Below are 23,307 nucleotides of genomic sequence, written 5' to 3' on the forward strand. Positions count from 1 at the left end.
AACATTATCCCTTTATAATAAAAGCATAATAGTTCCCACCTTCAGTAGCACCAAGCAGCAATACATACTTAATAACTTTCTTCAGCGGTTCACGAACAAAATTAATGCGATCGTCACAGAAATCCCGGGTATATGGAACAGCAGGAATAGCTTGTTTCTTAATACAATCAATAAGTACCGCGAGATTCAGCAAACCTGCTGAAGACTCCACAAATCCAAAGTAAGCATTGTAGTTAACCACCGGTACCTCTGAGTTACTCTGGTGAAAAGTGTTAAAAATAGCGTCAATTTCAATCTTCGCGCTCTCTTTAGCACCATTACTCGTGCCACAGACCAAGTCGATATCGCCAGCCGTAATACCTGCATCAGCAAACGCTCGCTCAATGGCCAGAGACATCGCGCCAGCTTTTTCATCAAACTGCGAAGCATCGAAATAGCTATTGTTATTGGACTTGCCATAGCCAATGATTTCGGCCTGGATCTCAACATCACGTGCTTGAGCCGCATCCAGATCTTCCAGTAACAGCATGCACGAACCTTCACCCGGTACGAAGCCTTTCGGATCCTTACCGTAAATCTGGTATTCACGCGCATCAGATGTCATGCGGATTTTTTGCGTTACTGCATCCATATACAGCGACATGGAAGGGAAATACTCATCGGCACCACCGACGATCACTTGGGTCTGTAACTGTTGACGCACAATTTCATAGCCGTAAGTCAATGCCCCCAGCGCGGCGTTTTCGCCCGTTGCCAGCGTTGTCGTATAGCCTTTGATGCCTTCGGAAATCGCACAGAATGTGGCAATCGAATTCATCAGAGAACCAGGAAACTCCGACGTGCGCACTTTTCTTGGATCAGGTTTCAGGCTCTGCAGATATTTATAAGTTGTCTCCTGAGGGCCTCTGGACATCCCCATAATAAAGCCCAATTCTTCGCCATCCTTTTTGATTTTGCGTTTAGCGTGGTTCAGTGCTTCCATTAACGCAATCAAGGCAAAGGTGCCGCCACGGGTTGCTTTACGAGAATCATATCGGCGCAAATGCTTACGGGGTTCCAGGTTCATAATCTGGAACGTTTTAAAGTCTGCTTCATTCTCAGGCAACGTCTGCTCTAATATGGTGTGATCTTCACCCAACAGTTCGTCGAACTGATGAGTTTCTGTCAGCACGCCCAGCAATTCTTTAACTTCTAATAACGTGTCTTCGTTGAATTTAACTGAGCCTAGCTCGATAGATTTGTCGTTCGCCCAAATGTAATCAAGGATTTCGTTAATGCTGTGCCCAATGGCAGAGACGGCACCAATACCAGAGATAGCGACACGTTTGGCATCATAAACCGTCTCTGGGGTAAAGCCGGGTTTGGTACTTACAATCATGCAGCAGTTATTTCCGCCAAACGCATAATTGTTTTTCATGAAAATGTTGGCTTCTTTAGCTCTGAAATCGTTTGGTATATAATCCAGATCGCAATTCGGTCTTGGAACAGTGAAATTAAGCGTTGGCAATAATTTCTTTTCTGGCAGCGTTACTAGACAGGCAATTAATTCGACGATCCCTGCTGCACCAATGTTGTGACCAAAATAAGACTTAGTAGAACTGACAGGAATGTTTTCAGCATTAGGAAACGCTTTTTTCATTGCCAATGTTTCGATTCTGTCATTCGCCTCTGTACCCGTTCCGTGAACGTTTACGTAGTCTATCTGCTCTGGCGTAACCCCTGCATTCTGCATGGCCTTCAGCATGACCTGTACCGCACCGTTCGCCCGTGGGTCAGGCCCGGTTTCGTGGTAAGCGTCACAAGAGGTCGCGTAAGACAGGATCTCACCGTAAATAGTCGCGCCACGTGCAACGGCATGCTCATATTCTTCAAGCACGATTGCACCCGCACCCTCGCCGATTGACATACCTGAACGCCCAGAGAACGGTGTGCAAGAGTCAGAATGCATAACGTTTAAGGCATAAAAACCGGCAAAGGTCGGAAGATAAATCGGCTCCGTTCCCACAGCCAGCATGGTTTTACTTTTGCCATTCTGAATGTAGTCAAAAGCCATGCCAACAGCGTTGGGGCTGGCTGTACATGCTGTCGCAACCAGTTCCATCCCCCCTTTCAAGCCCAGTAACGTAGAAACGCTTGAACAACACGAAGAGAAACCGCCGGAATACCTGGCTTTCTTCAATGAGAAATCCTGAATGCGTTGTTCAAAGAGAGGCAGAAACGCTTCTGTACCCGCAGATGAAACGCCAACAATAAGCCCAGTGTCGTCAAGAATGGTTTGGTTATTAACCAGCTTCGCCTGTTCTAACGCATCTTTACTGACTTTGTATGCCCAGAGTGCGGCATTGTCGAGTGAGGCGACGATGTCATCAGGAATATCAGAGTAATCTATTTGGTGTAAGACTTCGGCAGCCCGTGCCTTATCAAACCACTGGGAAAAACGCTCACTGTCAGTAACACCACATTTCTTACTCAATAACGCCTGTTTGAAACCTTCGATATTATCTGCCAATGACGATAATATTCCCATCCCAGTAATTACGACTCTTTTCCTATTTGTTTTCATTTCCTGACCTGTGGATATAAGTTTATTAATTTTTCCTGACATTGTTCATTCAACGTAACAAATGTGCTGTTGAGCCAACCAAGAAAATCTATTCGTATACCATAAATAATTCAAGCTACCGAAGCTGACGCCCGGGCAACGTGAAATGTGATAGGTACATATATTATTTTTCAGGTTAGGCTATGACTAACCTGAAAATTTTCACTCACTAAAAAATCACAATGCACTCTTGGATTTCGACGAGTCAATATAACTATGCTCAGTTGGATTCACCAACAGACTGAAGTTATAAATGAACGGAACATTGTGCGTTTTAGCTACAACCAGACCATTTTGGGTCTTAATGTCAAAGCCTTCAATATCGGAGTAAGCGAATTCATTGTTAATCAGCGCAAGAGCAATAAATGATTGCAGCGCCGGTGAGTAAATCCCTTTAACAATCACACCGACTTCTTCACCATCCACCAGTACTTTATCGTTAGCAGAAATATCCGCACACTCAGCCAGAGGGAACATACCGACCAATTTACGTTCAGTCCCGATGCTAGCAAGCTCTTGTACCGCTGATTTACCGATAAAATCATCTTTATCGTACTGGATCGCCCATTGCATCTGTAATTCAACAGGATTGTTGGAATATCCTTCATAAATGGCAGGCTCCCAGCACGGATTCTCAACACGAACGATTTGTTGATAGTCTAATCCGCCCGTTTTCAGGTCGAACTTTTCGCCACTTTCCAATAACTGATTCCAGACGTTGGCCAAGGCATCTAACTGCCCTATCATGAGATAGGCAAATTCACCGTGTTTACCACAACGAAATGCCATCAGTCCATCGTCAGTATTCATGTATTCCTGATAAGGCAAACCAACAATGTCAAAACCATAAATTCCTGACAGTAGCTCCCATGAATAAGGGCCTTCAAGCTGAATAGCCCCCCAACCCTGGGTATCCATAGATTTGATTTCAGGGACTTCCTGAATATCCAGATCTGGACCGCTCTCTAAAATGCAGTTCAGTCTCTCGATGATGTCTACGGAAGACAGATTTTCAGAAAGCAGATAATAGCCTTCATCGGTGCACAAGACGTACACATCTCCCCACAGAGTTCCATCTTCGTTCAAGAGAAGCGAATACATTCCCTGCTCATCACGAATAATAGAAACGTCAGCAGACGTCATATGATTTACCAGTGACCAGGCATCATCACCCATAACGCTAACGATTGACATATGGGAGTAATCAACCAACAGCGCATTTTCTCTGGCAGCTTTGTATTCCACTTCAGGGCTGTTGTAAGACGACGGAACTGTCTTCCCGTTGAAAATGCCCATTTTAACGTTCTTTTCTAAATGTAAGTCATGAAGAGCGTTCATATAAAAACCTATACTCTTTAATTTAAATAATTAATGTTTATTCTTGTTCTTCAATACAAAAGAAACTAGGTTATTAATGCTTCTCATATAAGAAGGATCATCACTTTCGCTAACCTGAATACCGAATACTTTATCCAGCAAAACCAGGATTTCGGTTGCATCAACAGAATCCAGTTTCAGGCCATTACCAAAAAGTGCAGTGTCATCATCAATTTGAGACTCTTCTTTTTGAATGTTAAGCCTTTGGATGATTTCCGTTTTAATGGTGTATAAGACCGCTTTGCGCTCTTCAATATTTTCTCTGATCATTTTAACAATACTCCCATCGTATTTTTGTTATTTAACTTGCCTAAAGTTTATTATTGTGCCCTGACTTATCAACTTTTTACCAACATGAGCCGATACCGAATAGTGTTTAAAACCATTGTTATCAGAGAACGTCAGTTTACTTATGACTTCAATCGTATCCCCTGGATAAGCGATATCTTTGAATTTTAAATTTTGTGCTGCTAGCACACCGCGCACCTGAGACCTGCGTGTACGAATAATATTCAACATATTTTCATCATGAATCTTTGAATGAATATTACATAAATTCCTCAACTCTTCACCGTAGGTATCTTTGTAGATATCACAGATATCGGTTAAGAAAGAGAAGTACTCGCTTGCTTGGCCAAATATTTCAGAAATGATAGCCCCTGGCATGATAGGATCATCTGGAAAGTGACCAAGCAAATAAGGCTCGTTATAAGTGATGTGTTTAATAACTTTCACGAAGCCGTTTTCACCATATTTATAGTCTGAAATGCTATCGACCATCATCAATGGTTGGCGCCAACCTCCCATTTCCAAGAAAACTTTAGGAGGGATTGAGTATTGATTGTTTCTGGACATAAATCACCGCATGACCAAGCCACCATCAATTACGATGGTTTGGCCAATAATATAACTGGAAGCAGAAGAGCCTAAGTAGACAATGGTATTGGCAACTTCTTCACACGTTCCTAAACGTTTCTGTGGGATAGACGCAACGATACTGCGGACAACCTGCCTTGAGACCTTTTTTACCATTTTGGACTCGATCATCCCGGGAGCAACAGCATTCACTCTCACCCCTCTTCCAGCTAGTTCTGCAGCCAAAGTACGGGTAAACCCGAGCAGAGCCCCTTTTGATGCGCTGTAGTTACATTGCCCAACGCTGGGGATAATGGCCGCAATAGAAGCAACATTCACGATAGCCGCGTTATCGGATGCCCTTAATAACCGCAAAGCCTCTTTGGTCAACATAAAGGTGCTGAGCATATTGGTATCAATGACCGTATTAAAATCTTCATAACTCATTGTCGCAAACAAACTGTCTTTAACGATGCCTGCATTATTTACCAGCACATCGATATTTTTTGCCGTATCGGATAAATGGTTACATAACTCTATCACCGCGTTTCTATCAGCCAGATCGCATTGCAAAATACTTAACTTCTCACCATGCGGATGAGTGTTTTTCAAATCTTCTAATTCAGAAGAATTTGATTTATACAACGCATAAACCTGGCATTGCTGTTCCAAGAATTTGCTACAAACAGCTAACCCAATATCACCACTTGCACCTGTGACCAAGACCTTTTTGCCAATCAGATCGTTATATTTGTACATAGTTACACTCTAACCAATTTAGTTCAAGAAATAATAGTGACCGCAATCGCATGTGTACGACAATGAGAAATACTTAAAGATATTTTACTAATACCCCTTTCTTCCATTACTTTTTTTAACTTTCCCTTTAAGGAAAAATAAGGGCAACCATATTCATCATGCCTAATTTCAATATCTTGAAATGTAATGCCATCTCTGAACCCTAAGCCTATCGCTTTAACAATAGACTCCTTGGCCGCCCAAAAGCCTGATGCCCTTTCATAATCGAGGTCATCTATATTAATTTTAGCAATCTCTTCTTCGGTAAAGACGCGTGTTAAGAACAGTATCTCCCCACGGCAGATCACATTCTTTATCCGTTCTACCTCAACGATATCAGTACCGACAAACATTATTACCCCTAACTATTTAAAGCTGATGGTAGATACTAAAGTTTATATTTAACTTATCCAAGGCTAACTCTTTCGGATATGTCAACGGTGCAGATAAAGAGAAGTCATAGCCTAAAGAATTGATGTTACCTTTCAATCCTGTGGCAGTACCTAATAGGTTTTTCTTATTATATACACCGACTGGATAAACGTCACCCCATATCTGCCCATAATCTACACCTAAATACCACTCGATATTACTGATACCTGTAATGATATTGAAATTATTCTGGATGTGAAATCCTTTATCACCGTTAAGTTCCGCACTATTTTCAAACCCACGAACACTCCATCTATTGCCAATCGAGAGTTGATCTTGCAGAGTCAATGCCCCAGGTGAATACTGTGAGCCTAACTTAGCATCATAATATGCATTGATTGGTTTTATGTTAAGTAATTTAATGTAGTTCAGATCCAAATTGAAAATATGGTTTTTTGAACTGACATCACCAGATTTCATGTCTGGCGTTTCCTCAGCACCAAGCCAAGGCAAAAATCGCTGATAAGATGCGGTGGTATCAAGCGCCGAACCATTAAAGTTTTGCTTATAGTTCAAGCCAAACTTAACGTTCGTCATCTCTCTTTTTTGTAACTCTAGCTGAATATCATTCAATGTATAGTTCACTTTTCTTTTTGATAATTCAGCACTGGCAGCTACTTTTTTGTCCTGATCGCGGTAAACAATCCTCGAACCTTTTAAGCTAATATACTGACTTTTGCCAATATATTTGAGATCGAGAACTTCATCGCCAATCTTTTGTTTGGATTCGCTATTGCTGTAAAACAACTCATAATCCCAATAGCCATTCGGTACCGAGTAATATGTACTAAAATTTTTATAGCCACCATTTACGCGCTCAGTATTTGTTGTTCCTGAAACGTAAAATATGTCATTCATTTTAGCCTGATTATAGGAGTAAACAGCGCCCCCAGCCAATATCTTGCCGGTACTCTTATCTCCCCAGTTATTCAACCAAGTTTTGGCGTTCCAGTTCTTCTTGCCACTGGTGTTAATAATGACATTGCTGTAGCTGTTTTTATTACCTGGCTCTATATTAACCTTAACGTTAAGATCGGGAGCTCTTTGCAACACTTCCAAACCTTGCTCAATATCCCTGATGTTCAAGATATCATTCGCTTTGAAAGGCAATATCCATTCTATTATATTGTGTTCTTTAATTACTACCCTTTCTATTCTGCCAGGGATCACTCTCAACACCAACTTCTTCGATGATAAATCTTGATCAGGCAACTCTACGCGAGATGTCACATAACCAGATTTAATCATGTAGTCTTGCAGATCTCTTGCCAGTGTCTCTATGCCGACAGAACCTAAGCAACGCCCGGCTACATTCGTTTTTATTTTTTCAAAAAATGCTCCTTTCATGAAATTGTCTTCTATAACAACTTCTTTTATTTCAACACAGTGTGTTTCAAGTGGAAGCGCTAAAGCACTCACTCTGTTATCGTCTGAGTTAGAAAAAACATCCTTTTTGGCCACTTTATTTTTTTGCCGGATACTTTTATCTATGTCGTCCTGTGCTTTAATTAGTCTGCTTAAATCATCTTGCGCGACAACCGGGCTGTTGCAACAAAAAGCAAAAAAAACAAGCAGATATTTAATTCTATTTTTCATAACTCTAATTCTAGTTGATAAAAGCAGCATCTCTGCTGCTTTTATTTTATGATTTAATTAGAAAGCAACATCCGAACCAATTAATTTACCTCTGTTCGTAACCTTACCAGCATTCAATGCCAATCCATTACGAGCACCTAAAAAACCAGTATTTGTGTTTTGAACGCTTTTGCCGGTGATGCTGGCAGTGCCTTCAGTAAACATGTTACCAGAGTTATAAACTTCACCTGTTGATGTTACCGTCAGCTTATTATTAGCGACCAAGTTGCTGTAGTTGGTGACGCCAGCTTTAGCATTAACCTCTACTTCATTTTCAGAGAAGATGGTGTTCCGGTTATAAATCGCTCCATTAGAAGTTAACGAAACGTTATTTTTTCCAGAGATGAAACCGTAGTTGGTAAAATTATTGGTGACATTCAATGTCAGATCTTTATCAGAAGAGATAATACCTGTGGCATTGTTGTCGATAATTTGACCAGAGCTATAGTTACTCAGTGACTTGGCATCAATATTCAGATTTCCACCGGAATGGATAGTTGAATAGTTATTGTTCAGTGACTCAGCCTTAAGAGATGTACCTGTTTTAGAGATCAGCAGGCTTCTCTCATTTGACAGCGTTCTGGTTGCAGCCAAACCTAATGATCCGGCTTCAGCGATAATGCGGCTGTTGTTGTTGTAAATATTATTGGCAGTAATATCTACAGAACCTTTGCCGATAATCCCACCTTGCTGATTAGCCATACCCAAATAGAGGCCAAAATCTCTACCGAAATTGTTGGTGTTATTGTTGGTCACGTTACCTAACGTGTTGATTGTTAAGTTCTCACTTGCAACCATTAAAGCCACATCATTATTAACTTCGCCAGTAGCATTGATATTGATGTTTTTACCTAACATCATGCCACCATGGTTGTAGATGCGCTGCCCCTTCAGGTTCAGTGTTCCTTCTTCAGAAGAGAAAGCACCGATGCGGTTTTCGATAGCCCCTTTGGTCGCTTCAACATTAATGTCACCCTTGGCAACAATAGCGCCAGTGCCGTTGTTCAGACTATTAGACTGAATTGAGATCTCTTTAAGAGACTGAATTTTCCCACTGCCATTGTGAATATGGGAATTACTCAGAATACCGATGTTGCCAGAAGAGATTATCTGCCCGTTATTATCTAACCAACCGGACGAGATTTTAATGCCACCTTCTCCAGCAATGATGCCCAGAGAGTCCTCACTTGCAGTATCAGCAGACTTGGTCTGGTTATTCCACAGCGTTCCTTTGGTGGCATCAATGCTTACTTGACCTGTTGCTGAGCGAATTCGCCCCCCCGTGTTATCAACATAACCGTTACTCGTCATGTCCACATTTTGGTAGGCATCAATAGTGGCATTGTTATTGTTAACAGCCGAAGATTTGGTACCAATATAGTAGCCTTTGATTTGGCCATTTCTGTTATTAAGATGCCCTGTTTCCAAAAGTACAACTCCGGCTTCTAGACCGACCGTTTTACCTTTACCAGAGTTAGTCAGGGTTCTGCCGTTAGTATTGATGCTCAGTACACCGGTTGCTGCCGCTTTACCGTTGGTGTTATTAAAATCACCGCTGCTGATCGCAATATCTCCGCCAGACATAATATTGCCGGCACGAGAGTTGTTGATCGTATTTTTATTAGTGTCGATATAAATAGATTTATCACTAATGATCTGACCAGTGACGTTATCGATATCACCAGCCAGTTTCATGCTGATAACATCCGACGACATGATTTTAGCATTGGTGTTGATTAAGCGCCCTTTGGTATCGATCTGGATACCACCACCGGCAGCCAATACGCCGTTATTTCTAACACCAACACCATTTTCGGTACTGACCAGAGAAATTTTACCCGCGTACATACCACCAAGTTTAGCAACGTCTAAGCTGTACCAACCTCTTGAACCCGTGGCACTGACGCTGCCTGTAACCTGATTGTTCGTATCTACGTAGTTATTACCGACTACGACAGCCAGATCCTGACCAGACGCATTCACAGTGCCATTAATCACCGCTGAACGTGTCAGGATCGCAGTAGGTGAGTCATTCAACAACTGGCTCTCGACCTTGATGTCGCCACCGTTGACAGAGAAACCTTTTAGCTGGCCGTTTTGCATATCCGGCGTACCCGTGGTCAGCGTCACTTTGTCCGTGTTAATAAATCCACAACTATTACAGGTGATGCCAGACGGGTTAGCGACGATCAACTGAGCTTTGTCACCAGCCACTTCCATAAAACCGTTCAGATTACTTCTGTTTCTGGACTGAACTTCATTTAGGATGATTTTTGCACTGCCCGACGCCAGGTTGCTGTTACCACCAATCTGACCCGCCAAATGAGTGCTCGCCCCATTTTGGCTATTGTTGAAAATCAGGCCTTCTTTACCAACATCCAACTTGTCGTAGATATTGTGGGAAATGCCATTCGCATTGGCTTGGTTGATATTAACAACCGGTACACCGCCAACAATATTTGCAGTGCCATTTTTCAAACTGACATCAGCATGCGCTACCATCGGCAAAGAGAGCAGGATTGATGCCGCAATAGGGCTGAGTTTTACTAATCCACGTTTTTGTTGCTTAATTTCCATTTTTACCTCTAATGAGAGTCTTACTACTTATTGGTTACACTTAAAAATCGGCTTGTGAGCCCGATTCAGTGTTTGGTATATACTTTGCTTTTTTGATTCTTATTGGTAAGCAAAGAATGACGTCGGTTTTCCTCATTGCAACAAGCGCAATGGCATGCTCCGAAGCAAACATTCCGCTGCGGTGATTCAGTTTTATTGCTGTTACTTTTCCAACTCAGCTTCCGTTATAAGACTCAAGAGCTGAGATTTAATCAGACAATAGTGGCATAGCTATACATGGCTCCAGATTCCACACGGAGTCTAAACATCAGCCGCCATACGGTCTTCAACATCAGAAGAATTCCTAGCAGAATAATTAGCCAGTAATTCCTAAGCGGAGATTGAAATCGTTATCTGCTGTAAACCGATGGACAATGGCCATATGTGTAAAGCACAACAAATTCCTGGCGGCATTATGCGTATATGAACGTATCCGTAAACGGTTTAGCACATATTTTCGGTCCACACAGCACAATGCCTCTAATAGAGACAGGTTGGCTCTGCGTGCACATCTTAAAAAGACTAAAATTATTAGCCGATCGCTGACATAACTAAACGGATATCACGACCAACACATTACTGGTTTCACTAAGCCCCTTTCGGTAAACGGCTATCCATTTCTTTGGTTTTAGGGAACTCTTGCATAATGCAATTCAGATCTTGTTTAAATGCTTAAGTGGCATCTTTTCCAGCACAGGGAAAAATGTACAACGCAACTCCGTTGCAGCCAACATAACTATCAGGAAATAGTCACTGCGAATACGGCAGCCCTGAAAAAACAGGTTGCTATATATCCAAGGCCGCTCGTTCGTCAATTCAATATGATGGGGAGGATCAGAAATACTGCTGGTTTTAACAGGTTGCGGGTTCAACATCTGATTTGGAGATTTCTCCAAAGAGCGGATATCGATTTCAGAACATGTAGTGATACACTGCATGTCGTTTTTTTCTTGATACCGCAATGAGGTAAACCGGTAACCCAATTTTGCATGAAGGTTGCCGTATAACTTGCAAAGTACCGTTGCACTTTCGATCTTTTGAAAAAAGATATCGATAAGCTTGCAAAAAAAATCCCTTCTGGTATTCACCATTGAGCCTTACTCCCTGTTTTATATACCTAATATCCTGCCCAGCATAAAACCACGGCTTGCTTCTACTGGTATTGGCGCACAAAAAACCTCAATAGGGGCCAACGTGATGCAACAACTTTTCAGTGCATCACGATTTATTCAATAAACTCTTTTTGTGACCCTTAGTTTATTTTTCGATCACCATCCATAATCTTTTTATATAATCCAATGCCTGCTAAGAAAAATAAAGTTATTTTTGATTTATGGATAATCTTTAGGATTTAGCAATGATTTATTTTCCTAATTATTATTTTAATCGTGCTTTTACCTTGATTTAACGATCGCATTTCCTTTAAATCAACCACCGAAAATCCAGCTTATTTATAGCATGAAAGATCTGTCTGGATTTTCAAGCAAAACGGTAGTTCTCTTTAGCAGAGAACAAGCGATAAGTGTAAACAACGTGTTTTACAACCGCCGCCGTAAACACTTAATTCTGGGCCATCTGACCCCGATAATGATGAAATAGCGGCATAACGAGGTGGGAGTAAACGCTGAGATAGATCACTGTAAGTTATAATGATAAGAGGATACTCTATAACCTTTATAAACAAAGAAGAAGCCTCTCTTTACTAGCAAAATTCGCCATCATTAAGGCACATTTATAAAACTCAACCCTATTTACTCCTCCCATTTTCTTAGTAATGCTTCGGCAATGATTACCCACGGTCAGCTCTGAACGGTTCATGATCTTAGATATGTCTTGAATGTTATGCCCCTCGCCCACCAGAAACATAATTTTACTTTCTGTCGTTGAAGGCTGCAGATGTTTTTTCAGACCGAAATCTTTATAAATATCAAGATCTTTCATTGGATGATAATTCAATTTTGCAATATGCAAGATACGTTTCATTTTTAGCGCTATTTCTGTAAGACAGGCATCTTGATTCTTAAAAGGAATATGTACTGTCAGTTTGTTGCCTTTTACATAGTGCCGTTTTTCGCAACATCTTGTTTTATCGAATATATTTACGGTAACCATAAGGTCAGAAAAGATAATATTTGCCTTGTCGATACTGTGCGAAAGTGATGCATCGTCTATGAGTGCATAGTTTTCTTCATATTGTTCAATTAGACGATTAAGTCCATGTAAGTAATAATTATTATCACTTGCAATAATTATATTTAACATCTTTATATTTCCTTATAAATTACTTTCCTGCAGGTGTTCACTTCTTCCCATAAAAAAGATATTATTATCCATATGCGGCTGAACATAAGATTCGACACGACTTAATATACCAATGAACCTACATGACTATTACTCTATCTACATAGCCTGTTAATACATGACTCTCATTTTTTGCAGGCTTTCCTTTATGACTACCGCTGCTATGACCATACATAAAAGCGCAAGATTATTTATACATGCCATTGACCAAGAAACTATAGCAATACTCTAATAACATTTAAGATAAAATAAAGGTTTTCATTATTACATACACAATTTTAGGATTTTTTAATGACCCATTATCTTATTTCTTACAGAGTAAAGATCAACATGCTGATATCACCATCACCGAACCCAGGGTTATGCCAAAAAAATCAAAAACCAGTACTATAATCGTATAATAGCTATATACCCCTCTAGCGAAGGGCAGAACTGTACTGCCTGCTCATCTCTATTTGGCTGCGATATTAACGTTTACTGGAAGTAGCGGATTGATTGTCTATCAAAGGCGGAGGTTGTTGACGCGAGGTATTTCTTTCATCTCTAGCCGTTGATATGGCAGAGAGTTTGAAGGAGGTCAGATAACTATTGATTCTTTTAAGTCCATCGCCGGATATACCGTACTTTCTTGCTACCGTCTTAATGTTAGCACCCAGAATATAACCATTGATGGTTCTAAGATTGGAAACAGACGCCATAGCAGGAGTAAAAGATAAACTTAAAGGAAAAAACAATTGAAACAAGATGTTAGCCCAAGTGACAGCTTTGTTATTTACAAAACGTTCACATTCAACCAGAAATTTCCGATGAACGGGTGTTTTGCATGATTTTGTCCAGAAATAGTGGCGCATTTACCGTTATACCTGCCAGAAAAAGAATGAGGAGAAAGTTACTCGATAACATTTAATATGGCAATGATGTGAGGACAAAATTGATTGACCTGAATTGAAATAAAAAAGCAGAGTTAATGACCAAATTAATGGTAATGGTTAGCATTATACAACAAGATAGATGGTCAGCTTGGATTATACGATCATAAACTTTACTTTCTTTAGGATTATTCCCCGCTTTAAATGCGGTGTTTTTTTTACAAAACTCTACAAAAAAATTTTTATAATGTTTGAATATTGTGTTTTTTTATGAAAAAAATAAACAATTTAAAATCAATTCACCCATAAAAATTAACAGCTTGTTACATTTCAACATTCAGTATTTGACAATACTTCGCCATACATCGGTGATAATTTGAGCAAAAAGTGGAATGCACGACGCTTATTTTAGTAAACAAGGTATGCAGTAGCTAACTCTGGAGAAAGCGGTATTTACCCAAACTTGTTTTGCTGCACTTTGCAGCAAAGCGGATACGCCTTAACCATCCAAATCAAAACCACGAAAATATTCTTGACCGGCTCACTGAGTCTCCCTATAGTTACGCCCCGTTGCACTAAGTAACAAGCAACAAAAAAAACGGTGAGGTGTCTGAGTGGCTGAAGGAGCACGCCTGGAAAGTGTGTATACGCGAAAGTGTATCGAGGGTTCGAACCCCTCTCTCACCGCCAAATTTAAAGAGAAAGCCTGAGCGAAAGTTCAGGCTTTCTTGCTTTTATATTCCCCAAAAGAGAGGGGCGAGAACCCTCGACAGGGTTCGACAAAATGGCCTGCCATTTTGGACGGCCAAAGGCCGCCCGCAGGGTGAGCACAGCGAATCAAGCCCGACCTCACCGCCAAATTTAAAGAGAAAGCCTGAGCGAAAGTTCAGGCTTTCTTGCTTTTATATTCCCCAAAAGAGAGGGGCGAGAACCCTCGACAGGGTTCGACAAAATGGCCTGCCATTTTGGACGGCCAAAGGCCGCCCGCAGGGTGAGCACAGCGAATCAAGCCCGACCTCACCGCCAAATTTGAAGAGAAAGCCTGAGCGAAAGTTCAGGCTTTCTTGCTTTTATATTCCCCAAAAGAGATATTCTTACAGCCTACGTGTTGACCTAATCCCTCACAAGATTGGTCACTCAATCCTGAAAGTCGGTTAAGTGTGTGAAGCGAACATATAGAATGGAAAACAAAGCCATCTCCTTAAACAAGCGCCGAAAGACTGGCAGATGACCAACCGCATAAACCGGCTATCGGTCCTACACGCAATGATGGCAAGATGATCATTATTAGAGAATTAACGACATCCGATGTTCGCCGTGAGGCACAGCTGAATGCCGTACATATACAAATAGGGAGTGTATGGTTTCGATCCAGATGGGTGGTGAGGACAAGACCACGAAGATTAGCGGCTGGGCGATTTACTGGAGCGACAAGTACGAAGCCCTGCAACTAACCTGCTACTACCCCTCCAAGAAAACTTACACGCGCCCGCTCAGCGACTGTTGTGTTTCTCCCACCCGCGAGTTGGGTGAAATGTTGCTAACCAAACCCGGTAGCACAATCGTCACACCCATTGCCAAAGCTACGATCTACGGCGAGCGATATGCCGTCGTGCACTATCCGGACGCCAACAAGCCTTATGTTTACAAAATGGACAGCATCGGTTTTGCCACGCCGACAGCGATGAAGGACGCGCCAGTCTTTCACTATTTCTCGGTCGTAGCGAATGCCCGACAAGAGCACGCCGAGTCGAAGACTGACCGTGAGACCGCCGCCAATGTCGTGCGCCAGTTGGAGAAACTGTCCCCCAGCGCCGACACCGCCTTGCAGGCCTATTGTACGGGGCGTAACGGCACCCTGACGCCGGGCCAGGGGTTGATCTATCCGTTCGGGCTAAACGAGAGCCAGTTCGCCGCAGTCGAGCAAGCCTTCCTCGCGCAGGTTAGCGTGATCGAGGGCCCGCCGGGAACAGGCAAGACCCAGACCATCCTCAACATCCTCGCCAATATCCTGCTGCGTGGGCAGACAGTGGCAATACTGTCCAACAATAATGCGGCGGTGGAGAACGTCTACGAGAAACTTGAGAAATGCGGCCTGGGCCACCTGATAGCCAAACTAGGCAACCAGGACAACCGCAAGGACTTCTTCGCTGACCTGCCGCCTTGGCCATCGAGCGAACCCAACCCGGCTCCAACGCTGGACGAGATTCAAGCTTTGCTGGCCCGCTTGAGGCAGCACTTGCACGACCACAATCGGGCGGCGCAACTGCAGGTCGAGATCGATGAGCTAACCATCGAGCGACGCTACTTGCAGCAGTGGCAGGCCGACAGCGGCATACAGGCTGCCAGTTCGCTAGACAGGTACGGACTGTCTCCGCGCAAAACCGCGGACCTGATGGCCTACCTGACCCATCTAGGTGAGCAGCGCATCCGCCTCAAGGATCGCATCGAGCTGCTGTTCAACTTCAGGATTTTCCGCACCAAGCCCTTCGGTCAAGGCGATGCGCGCCTTTCCATCTTTCACGCCCTGCAGATGCACTATTACGACAAGGCGTTGCAAGACAGGGAAGTAGAGTTGCAGGCGTGCCGCGAATCGCTGGCACGCGGAAATTTCACAGCCTTGCTAGATGAATTGAAAACGGCATCGATGCGTCATCTGAAGCAGCAGTTACAACACCAAGCGCCGCCGTCGAACAGCTTCGATGCCAAAACGTACCGTCAACAGTTCGACGCCTTCGTTCAGCGCTTTCCCATCCTAGGCAGCGGCACGCACTCCATCGTCAATTCGATCGCGCCAGGAGCAATCCTCGATTACGTGATCATCGACGAGGCCTCGCAGCAGGACATCGTGCCGGGCATTTTAGCGCTGGGTTGCGCGAGGAATCTGGTCGTCGTCGGTGACAACCGCCAGTTAGCGCACATACCCGTGGCACTGGGCCTGCAGGCCCCCGCCGAGGCCTACGATTGCGAGCGCTACAGCCTGCTCGATTCGTGCATAAGTGTGTTCAAGGATGCGCTGCCGAGAACTCTGCTGAAAGAACATTACCGCTGCCATCCCAGAATCATCCAATTTTGCAACCAGCAGTTCTACGACAACGCGCTGGTACCCATGACGGAGGACAAAGGCGAAGCTCCACTGCGCCTGATCGTGACCGCCAAAGGCAACCATACCCGCCAGAACACCAACCTGCGAGAGTTGGACTCTCTGCTCAAACTGCTCAACGACGAGGGTGAGCCGGTCGCACTGGACGATGACGGTCGCGGTTTCATTGCACCGTTTCGGGCACAGGTCAACCTTTCCGGCAAGCATCTGCCAGCGGATTTCGTCAGGGACACCGTGCACAAGTTCCAGGGCCGAGAGTGCGACGAGATCGTTTTTTCCACCGTGTTGGACAAGAAGCGCTACAACCAAGAGCGTACACGCCTGGATTTCGTCGATGACCCACGCATGATCAATGTCGCGGTGTCGCGGGCCAAGCACCGTTTCACCCTGGTGACGGGCGACGACGTGTTCACCGGCAACAACGGCCACATCGCAGCCCTGATGCGCTATGTTAGTTACTACGCGCAAGAGGAGCAGATCGTGCGTGCTCCCGTAGTATCGGCATTTGACTTGCTGTATCGAGAGTTTGACCTATCTTTGGCGCGCTTGGACGCCCGCTTGCAACGTGAAGACTCACGCTACAAGTCCGAGCAGATAGTGGCGCAACTGCTGCGCGAGGCGCTGTCCGCCCCGGCGTGCCAGTCGTTGATGTACCACGCACAGATCAAGCTGGATCAGGTCGCATCACCGAGTAACCCGGATTGGACAGACCGCGAACAGGCCTTCATGGTACGCGCCAGTTGCGATTTCGTGATCTATTTCAAGGTAGGCAAAATCCCGGTGGGAGTGATTGAGGTCGATGGCGGCTCTCACGACCGGCCCGACCAAGCGGCGCGGGACGCCTTAAAGAATGGCATCCTAGCGAAAAGTAGCATTCCCATTCTGCGCCTGCGTACGGTCGAGAGCCGTATCACGGAAAGAATCGGCAATTTTATCGCCCAGTGGGCCAGCCCGACGCCTGGCGTATAAGGCGGGATTGATCTGTCCAGACCCGGCCAGAAATGGACATTTAAAAATCAAGTCGAAACAGATGGCATGCTTAGACTAATAGGTTAAAATAGCCGTGCACGGCAAGATTATTATCATCTTTTGATACATACAAAAATATAATCATGAATAAAAGTTATTATTTCGAAAGTAAATATAAGAAATGGTCCATTACAGTCGTGATATACATCATTATGGGCGGATGGTTCTGGTATATGTTGTGGGCATCAAGTATCTCCCATAATACCATTTTACAAAAATCGGTGCCTGAATGGATAACGTATATTTCTTTTGGTGCATTGATTGGAAGCTTCTCTTTTATACACGCTTTTTATCTTCGCACTTTTAACAAAACATTAAAGTATCTTTGTAATGCATTTCTTGGCGGTTTTTGCCTGGGATTTGTATTGAGCTTAAACTGTTACGATGTCTATGTTTATCTCTTCCCAGACAAAATAATTGGCTATGAATCTGAATATGAGGTTGTCTTTCCAGGGCCATCGAGAGGTAAGCATGGGCATTGTGAAGCAGGTATCTGGTTAAAAGATCAGAACACCACCAGATGGATACAGCTTTGTACAAACAAAGAATTTCTGCGCAGCCATCGAAAGCAAGGAATGACAGGAGTCTGGGTAACAGCTCGTGTAAATAAAATTGGAACTTACATTGTGAAATACGAATTTATTTATATTTAAATGAAACAACCTGGAGATATTACAATCGCTTAGGCCGCCATCTTTTTTTGCGCCTGTGAAAATAAATGATAGCCAAAGTCAGCTCCTCGCTCATAGCGGCCCTATAACGCAGGGCGAACTCATGAATGTTTATTGAGCAATAAATGCATGCAAAACAAACGTAATTAGATCATTAAGCGCACAGTGGTAGTTCTAAACTGGCTCTGTATGACTGTATACCGCCATGAGCGAAAAGCGGAAGTTATCTTTTCGCGTCTGCACGATATACCTGCCTGACATACTCAGTTGTATTTACCATCTATAGTGCTGTTGCAATTCGATTATAACGATAGAGGTGCCGCTATATAATACTCTCTAATATCTGCTTTGCATGAAGGTATTCGTAAGTCGTAACTTCAATCCTGTTGTTACTAAGATCGTTAAAATATACGGACATCGACACATCATGGTCACTGACGGTGAAAGAGATTTTTTTATCCCTGAGGATCGGTATCAACTCGATGAATGCTGATGCCCCAATGCTGAAAGCTATTGTATGGCCAGGGTGCTGATATTCTCTTCGAAACAGGGAAAGCGATGCTCCGTTATTTCTTATGACCAATGGTCCTCCCTGTTCAAACCAGAAGTACAACGAGTTATCACGGGAGAAACCAAGAACCTCGTTATACCAGTGTTCTGCCTGCTTAACGTCTTCGACGTATACGTGTATGTGATCAATCTTAATTATCTTCATAGCGCAGCTCCCTGATTTTTTATCGGAAATATACTCTAAATTATCTTTGATAAACAACCTGCAAAGCATATGGCAACATGACATTTGCCATGACCCACTATGGCACATATGTAACAATAGTTTTGATCTAATAGGGCGATAAAATGAATGAGTTATAGAGAGATTAATAACTTAAGGGACTGGTTCCCCGTTGATTAGTACCCCCATGAGTTTGTAATGTCCACTTCCGCCCTGACTTTACCATCAACTCCGGTTAGCCCAACCTACCAATCAAGGTCATCAGCTTAGGTTGCCAATATTCCCCAAAAGAAGAAAAAAGTCATCATCCTCAATTACGACTCAATACAAGTTTTAGGCCCGCAATCGCGAAGCAGCACGCTAATAGCGCATCAAGCCCACGGCAAATTCGACGATAAAACGCGCTCATGACGGCGGTAGAAAACAACAATGCATAGCCGCAGAACACCACCACGCAAATAGCTGCACAACCGAGCATAATCATGGGCAAAATAGAGGCTGCCAGGCCCGGTTTGAGCGCAACGGACATGATAGCCACCCAAGTGAGGATAGCTTTGGGGTTGCCAACGTGCATCAGTATTCCCTGACGGAACAACCTGCCATACGCGACTCTCTCATCACTGGCCTTAAATTCGGGGGCATCAGAGCGATACAGTACGGACCTACCGGATTTAAATGCCAACCATAACAGATACAAACCGCCACCGATTTTTAAAACAAACAGTAATTGTGCGAAAGTCGCCAGCACGGTTAGTACACCGCAAGCTGCCAGCAGGGCCCACAACATAGAACCACTAATAACACCACCAGCCAGCGCCAATGCGGCACCACGGCCCTTTTTCATTGCCGTACCCATAATGGCCATGTTACTTGGCCCAGGGCTGGCAGTTGCGACAACGTAAGTGGTATAAATAAGAATTAATTCGTGCGAAAGTGCCATGTTTTTCTCTACGATAGGGTTGCTCTTTCCCCATGTTATAACGACTCTCGCAAGAATTTCCACGCCCATCGCCTATTTGGATCATGGGGACGTTGGCAAAACATCCGTTATGGCACAAAGTGAACAGTCTGATAGGTCGTCAGGCCTGCTATGAGCGAGAGTTGAAGTTAACATTTTATATATAGGGGGCTTTGTGCGTACTCGACCAGCATCTCGGCTAATAGTTCTTTCACCTGAAAATCACGTCTTGCTCTTTAGTTTCTGCCATAAAGATGATGCGTTGAGTGGAAATGCATACTGGGCAACTCCAGGTGGGGGACTTGAACACAATGAATCTTACGAGCAGGCGGCTTTGCGCGAATTATTTGAAGAGACGGGGCTAACAAGAACAACAGCAGGACCGCAGATAGCATCCAGAAACTTTAAAATGATGCTACCAAGTGGTGAGACTGTTCTTGCCGAAGAACGTTTCTTTATTATTAATACTGATAAATCAGATATTGACCGTTCGAGATGGACTAGCAACGAAAAGAAAGTCATTCGAGAGCACCACTGGTGGACAATTGAAGAACTGAGACATACCAATGAAATAATCTTTCCACTCGATTTGATCATTGACATAATTGAAAAAATTTAATTAGCTCCCCTGCATCGAATTTATTCAAATGACCTCGGTGCCCTCTACTGGCACACAGTAGTCTGAGCTAATACAAGTAAATGATATAAGGCTTTCCCTCGTAGTGTTATGTAATACTACGCTCATCAATTGGCTTACACTTTTTATTCACACCCAAATAGAAATGTTATTTTATAAAAGATGCATAGCCAAGGGGAGTCCAGAGACTTCCGAGCCGCTAGTCATTATCGTGTTTCGTGGTAAACCGCCTCAATATTGTACCCGTCAGGATCAAGGATAAACGCGGCGTAATATCCGTGGTGATACTGAGGCCTGTATCTAGGCGCACCATTATCTTTTCCACCGGCCTGGAGGGCGGTAGAGTGGAATGCGTTCACTTCCTTTTTGTTTTTTGCACTGAAGGCAAGATGCGTCCGGGGCGTGGCGGGCGTCCCCTGAGTGATCCAGAACGCACCTCCCGGATCTGACCCGTCATCGGGTTTTGCAGGACCAAAACCTACCGCTTTATTCGGGATTTCAAGCCGTACGATATGCCCAAGGCGTGCCAGAACACGTGTGTAAAACAGTTTACTGTCTTCAAGATTGGTGACGCTGAATCCGGTGTGATCAATCACTTTTATACTCCTGTCAGCAAAGAAGAGTATGCAGTAAAACATTCAATCACCGGGTGATGTTTGATTTGGCATAAGAACAGGTGATTATGTCAGTGCTATACCCAAAATAATTCGAGTTGCTTGTAGGCAGCAACCGAATGTCACCGCCTCCCCTCTAGCTCACTTTCTCGGCTTATCCGGGCCAAACATGCATTAAGCGGTAAAACCTTCACTTATCCCCTCTCCTTGGGGAGATAACTCGCGGCCCAAGCGGGTTGTCAATCGCCGTGATAATCTCTGTTTTGATACAAATCTAGGTATCTATCCGCAGAAAGAGGTATGGTATCTCTCAGTTATTCGAGACGGACCTCATCTGGCCCGCCATTCCTTTCTCTTTCCTAGATTTGGTTTGCAACTTAGATGAAAACTCACGAAATTAACGGTATTCGCCCTTTTAGCGCGCTAATTGACGCCTGTTGGCGGGAACCCTACTCACTTCAACGCCTGCTGAAAGATGCGATTGCCGGGGTAACCGTCGGTATTATCGCCATTCCGCTGGCAATGGCACTGGCGATTGCCAGCGGCGTTCCGCCACAATACGGGCTTTATACTTCCGCAATTGCTGGCATCGTCATTGCCGTCAGCGGTGGCTCACGCTTTAGCGTCTCTGGCCCTACCGCCGCTTTTGTCGTTATTTTATACCCGGTTTCGCAGCAGTTCGGGCTTTCTGGCCTGTTGATTGCCACCATGATTTCTGGCCTGTTCCTGCTGCTGATGGGGTTGGCACGCCTCGGGCGGTTGATCGAATATATTCCGCTGTCGGTCACGCTCGGTTTCACCTCCGGGATTGCGATTACGATTGCCACCATGCAGGTGAAGGATTTCTTTGGGCTCGCCTTGGCCGAAGTACCGGAGAATTACGTCGGCAAAGTCTCTGCGCTGCTGCACGCGCTGCCCAGCCTGGACTTTGGTGATACGCTGATCGGCGTTGTCACTCTGCTGATTCTGGTTCTCTGGCCCCGATTGGGGTTGCGGATACCCGGTCACCTGCCCGCTTTGCTGGCAGGCACCGCGATCATGGCGATATTGACCCTGTTTGATCATCAGGTCGCCACCATTGGTTCCCGTTTCAGCTTCCAACTGGCCGATGGTAGCCAGGGCCAGGGGATCCCGCCGATTCTGCCGCAGTGGGTCTTACCCTGGGATCTCCCCGCCAGCGGCGGCAAGCAGATCGAACTGAGTTGGCATCTACTTTCCGCGCTGCTACCTGCGGCGTTCTCGATGGCGATGCTCGGGGCTATCGAATCACTTTTATGCGCAGTAGTGCTGGATGGCATGACCGGCAAAAAACACCATTCCAACACCGAACTGATTGGTCAGGGGGCAGGCAACATTATTGCACCGTTCTTTGGCGGTATTACCGCTACGGCGGCAATTGCCCGTTCCGCCGCCAACGTGCGTGCCGGGGCAACGTCGCCAATCTCGGCCATCATTCACTCCTTGCTGGTTTTGCTGGCTTTATTGGTGCTGGCACCTTGGCTGTCTTATCTGCCGCTGGCTGCGATGGCCGCATTGCTACTGATAGTGGCGTGGAACATGAGTGAGGCGCACAAGGTGATTTATCTGCTGCGCCGGGCACCGAAAGACGACATTCTGGTGATGTTGTTGTGTATGTCCTTGACGGTGATGTTCGATATGGTGATCGCCATTACCGTCGGTATCGTGCTCGCTTCGCTGCTGTTTATGCGCCGCATTGCGCGCATGACGCGTTTGAGTGAGCTGAGTGCAGAAAATGGCATTCTGGTGATGCGCGTCAACGGGCCACTGTTCTTCGCCGCTGCCGAACGTATCTTTAGCGAATTACTGTCGCGCAGCGAGAATTATCATACCGTGGTGCTGCAATGGGATGCGGTGCCGGTGCTTGATGCCGGTGGGTTGCACGCTCTGCAACGCTATATCGACACCTTACATACTGGTAAACAGTTGGTCATTACCGACATTCCCTTCCAACCGTTGAAAACGCTGGCGCGCGCGCGTATGCAACCCATCGAAGGGAAATTGCATTTCTACCCTACGCTGCCAGAAGCGCTGGCCGCACTTGCCACGCAATAAACAG

Annotated in this window: 18 protein-coding genes and 1 tRNA gene; 5 read left to right on the forward strand and 14 right to left on the reverse strand. The window is 44.5% G+C overall.

Annotated features, from left to right (window positions below):
• Positions 1-4 precede the first annotated feature (4 nt).
• From IV04_RS07040 to IV04_RS26015, 11 genes are all read right to left on the reverse strand, one after another.
• Entirely contained in the window at positions 5-2,563 is a 2,559-nt protein-coding gene (locus IV04_RS07040; RefSeq protein WP_072010844.1) for a beta-ketoacyl-[acyl-carrier-protein] synthase family protein, read from the reverse strand.
• Positions 2,564-2,779: 216 nt separating this feature from the next.
• Entirely contained in the window at positions 2,780-3,940 is a 1,161-nt protein-coding gene (locus IV04_RS07045; protein WP_037398790.1) for an aminomethyltransferase family protein, read from the reverse strand.
• Positions 3,941-3,970: 30 nt separating this feature from the next.
• On the reverse strand, positions 3,971-4,249 hold the full coding sequence (locus IV04_RS07050) for a phosphopantetheine-binding protein (protein ID WP_037398789.1): 279 nt from the start codon (positions 4,247-4,249) through the stop codon (positions 3,971-3,973).
• 27 nt (positions 4,250-4,276) lie between these two features.
• Positions 4,277-4,834, reverse strand: coding sequence for a 3-hydroxyacyl-ACP dehydratase FabZ family protein (locus IV04_RS07055; protein ID WP_037398788.1), 558 nt, complete (start codon positions 4,832-4,834; stop codon positions 4,277-4,279).
• 3 nt (positions 4,835-4,837) lie between these two features.
• Complete coding sequence (locus IV04_RS07060; RefSeq protein WP_037398786.1) at positions 4,838-5,593, reverse strand: SDR family NAD(P)-dependent oxidoreductase; 756 nt, start codon at positions 5,591-5,593, stop codon at positions 4,838-4,840.
• 23 nt (positions 5,594-5,616) lie between these two features.
• Positions 5,617-5,985 carry a holo-ACP synthase gene (acpS, locus tag IV04_RS07065; RefSeq protein WP_037398783.1) on the reverse strand — a complete coding sequence of 123 codons (369 nt, stop codon included), beginning with the start codon at positions 5,983-5,985 and terminating at the stop codon, positions 5,617-5,619.
• A 16-nt stretch (positions 5,986-6,001) separates the two neighbouring features.
• Positions 6,002-7,660 (reverse strand): ShlB/FhaC/HecB family hemolysin secretion/activation protein, encoded by a 1,659-nt coding sequence (locus tag IV04_RS07070; protein WP_037398782.1) that lies wholly within the window; start codon positions 7,658-7,660, stop codon positions 6,002-6,004.
• A 57-nt stretch (positions 7,661-7,717) separates the two neighbouring features.
• Positions 7,718-10,276 carry a filamentous hemagglutinin N-terminal domain-containing protein gene (locus tag IV04_RS07075; RefSeq protein WP_051916709.1) on the reverse strand — a complete coding sequence of 853 codons (2,559 nt, stop codon included), beginning with the start codon at positions 10,274-10,276 and terminating at the stop codon, positions 7,718-7,720.
• A gap of 692 nt (positions 10,277-10,968) precedes the next feature.
• Complete coding sequence (locus IV04_RS07080) at positions 10,969-11,406, reverse strand: hypothetical protein (protein ID WP_037398779.1); 438 nt, start codon at positions 11,404-11,406, stop codon at positions 10,969-10,971.
• 583 nt (positions 11,407-11,989) lie between these two features.
• The gene (locus IV04_RS07085) at positions 11,990-12,577 is read right to left on the reverse strand and encodes a LuxR family transcriptional regulator (protein WP_051916711.1); all 588 of its coding nucleotides are present in this window, start codon (positions 12,575-12,577) and stop codon (positions 11,990-11,992) included.
• A gap of 506 nt (positions 12,578-13,083) precedes the next feature.
• Entirely contained in the window at positions 13,084-13,467 is a 384-nt protein-coding gene (locus IV04_RS26015) for a hypothetical protein (RefSeq protein ID WP_152562829.1), read from the reverse strand.
• Between the two features lie 618 nt (positions 13,468-14,085).
• Between IV04_RS26015 and IV04_RS07090 the strand changes: the two genes are divergently transcribed.
• The 3 genes from IV04_RS07090 to IV04_RS25095 all read left to right on the forward strand — a co-directional run bounded on the left by IV04_RS07090 (position 14,086) and on the right by IV04_RS25095 (position 18,270).
• Positions 14,086-14,175 (forward strand) — tRNA-Ser (locus IV04_RS07090).
• 670 nt (positions 14,176-14,845) lie between these two features.
• Positions 14,846-17,557 carry an AAA domain-containing protein gene (locus IV04_RS07095; RefSeq protein WP_037398777.1) on the forward strand — a complete coding sequence of 904 codons (2,712 nt, stop codon included), beginning with the start codon at positions 14,846-14,848 and terminating at the stop codon, positions 17,555-17,557.
• A 143-nt stretch (positions 17,558-17,700) separates the two neighbouring features.
• On the forward strand, positions 17,701-18,270 hold the full coding sequence (locus tag IV04_RS25095) for a hypothetical protein (RefSeq protein ID WP_037398775.1): 570 nt from the start codon (positions 17,701-17,703) through the stop codon (positions 18,268-18,270).
• Positions 18,271-18,610: 340 nt separating this feature from the next.
• On the opposite strand, the gene IV04_RS07100 is transcribed toward IV04_RS25095, so the two are convergent.
• Together IV04_RS07100 and IV04_RS07105 are read right to left on the reverse strand one after the other, a co-directional pair.
• On the reverse strand, positions 18,611-19,003 hold the full coding sequence (locus IV04_RS07100) for a VOC family protein (protein WP_037398771.1): 393 nt from the start codon (positions 19,001-19,003) through the stop codon (positions 18,611-18,613).
• 328 nt (positions 19,004-19,331) lie between these two features.
• Positions 19,332-19,961, reverse strand: coding sequence for a LysE family translocator (locus tag IV04_RS07105; protein WP_037399951.1), 630 nt, complete (start codon positions 19,959-19,961; stop codon positions 19,332-19,334).
• A 193-nt stretch (positions 19,962-20,154) separates the two neighbouring features.
• Here IV04_RS07105 and IV04_RS07110 point away from each other — a divergent pair, with 193 nt between their 5' ends.
• Positions 20,155-20,598, forward strand: coding sequence for an NUDIX hydrolase (locus tag IV04_RS07110; RefSeq protein ID WP_037398768.1), 444 nt, complete (start codon positions 20,155-20,157; stop codon positions 20,596-20,598).
• Positions 20,599-20,822: 224 nt separating this feature from the next.
• On the opposite strand, the gene IV04_RS07115 is transcribed toward IV04_RS07110, so the two are convergent.
• Positions 20,823-21,212: a VOC family protein gene (locus tag IV04_RS07115; RefSeq protein ID WP_037399948.1), complete on the reverse strand. Its 390-nt coding sequence runs from the start codon at positions 21,210-21,212 to the stop codon at positions 20,823-20,825.
• A gap of 399 nt (positions 21,213-21,611) precedes the next feature.
• On the opposite strand from IV04_RS07115, the gene dauA reads away from it, so the two are divergent.
• Complete coding sequence (gene dauA, locus IV04_RS07120) at positions 21,612-23,303, forward strand: C4-dicarboxylic acid transporter DauA (RefSeq protein ID WP_037398765.1); 1,692 nt, start codon at positions 21,612-21,614, stop codon at positions 23,301-23,303.
• Positions 23,304-23,307: the final 4 nt, after the last annotated feature.

This window comes from Serratia sp. Ag1 (assembly GCF_000743355.1).
In the GTDB taxonomy this organism is placed as follows: Bacteria; Pseudomonadota; Gammaproteobacteria; order Enterobacterales; family Enterobacteriaceae; genus Chania.

What these genes read in the sequence shown, in the direction of transcription:
- IV04_RS07040 (WP_072010844.1), bottom strand. Translation starts at nt 2,563, where the DNA reads ATGAAAACAAATAGGAAAAGAGTCGTAATTACTGGGATGGGAATATTA.
- IV04_RS07045 (WP_037398790.1), bottom strand. Translation starts at nt 3,940, where the DNA reads ATGAACGCTCTTCATGACTTACATTTAGAAAAGAACGTTAAAATGGGC.
- IV04_RS07050 (WP_037398789.1), bottom strand. Translation starts at nt 4,249, where the DNA reads ATGATCAGAGAAAATATTGAAGAGCGCAAAGCGGTCTTATACACCATT.
- IV04_RS07055 (WP_037398788.1), bottom strand. Translation starts at nt 4,834, where the DNA reads ATGTCCAGAAACAATCAATACTCAATCCCTCCTAAAGTTTTCTTGGAA.
- IV04_RS07060 (WP_037398786.1), bottom strand. Translation starts at nt 5,593, where the DNA reads ATGTACAAATATAACGATCTGATTGGCAAAAAGGTCTTGGTCACAGGT.
- acpS (WP_037398783.1), bottom strand. Translation starts at nt 5,985, where the DNA reads ATGTTTGTCGGTACTGATATCGTTGAGGTAGAACGGATAAAGAATGTG.
- IV04_RS07070 (WP_037398782.1), bottom strand. Translation starts at nt 7,660, where the DNA reads ATGAAAAATAGAATTAAATATCTGCTTGTTTTTTTTGCTTTTTGTTGC.
- IV04_RS07075 (WP_051916709.1), bottom strand. Translation starts at nt 10,276, where the DNA reads ATGGAAATTAAGCAACAAAAACGTGGATTAGTAAAACTCAGCCCTATT.
- IV04_RS07080 (WP_037398779.1), bottom strand. Translation starts at nt 11,406, where the DNA reads ATGGTGAATACCAGAAGGGATTTTTTTTGCAAGCTTATCGATATCTTT.
- IV04_RS07085 (WP_051916711.1), bottom strand. Translation starts at nt 12,577, where the DNA reads ATGTTAAATATAATTATTGCAAGTGATAATAATTATTACTTACATGGA.
- IV04_RS26015 (WP_152562829.1), bottom strand. Translation starts at nt 13,467, where the DNA reads ATGCGCCACTATTTCTGGACAAAATCATGCAAAACACCCGTTCATCGG.
- IV04_RS07095 (WP_037398777.1), top strand. Translation starts at nt 14,846, where the DNA reads ATGGTTTCGATCCAGATGGGTGGTGAGGACAAGACCACGAAGATTAGC.
- IV04_RS25095 (WP_037398775.1), top strand. Translation starts at nt 17,701, where the DNA reads ATGAATAAAAGTTATTATTTCGAAAGTAAATATAAGAAATGGTCCATT.
- IV04_RS07100 (WP_037398771.1), bottom strand. Translation starts at nt 19,003, where the DNA reads ATGAAGATAATTAAGATTGATCACATACACGTATACGTCGAAGACGTT.
- IV04_RS07105 (WP_037399951.1), bottom strand. Translation starts at nt 19,961, where the DNA reads ATGGCACTTTCGCACGAATTAATTCTTATTTATACCACTTACGTTGTC.
- dauA (WP_037398765.1), top strand. Translation starts at nt 21,612, where the DNA reads ATGAAAACTCACGAAATTAACGGTATTCGCCCTTTTAGCGCGCTAATT.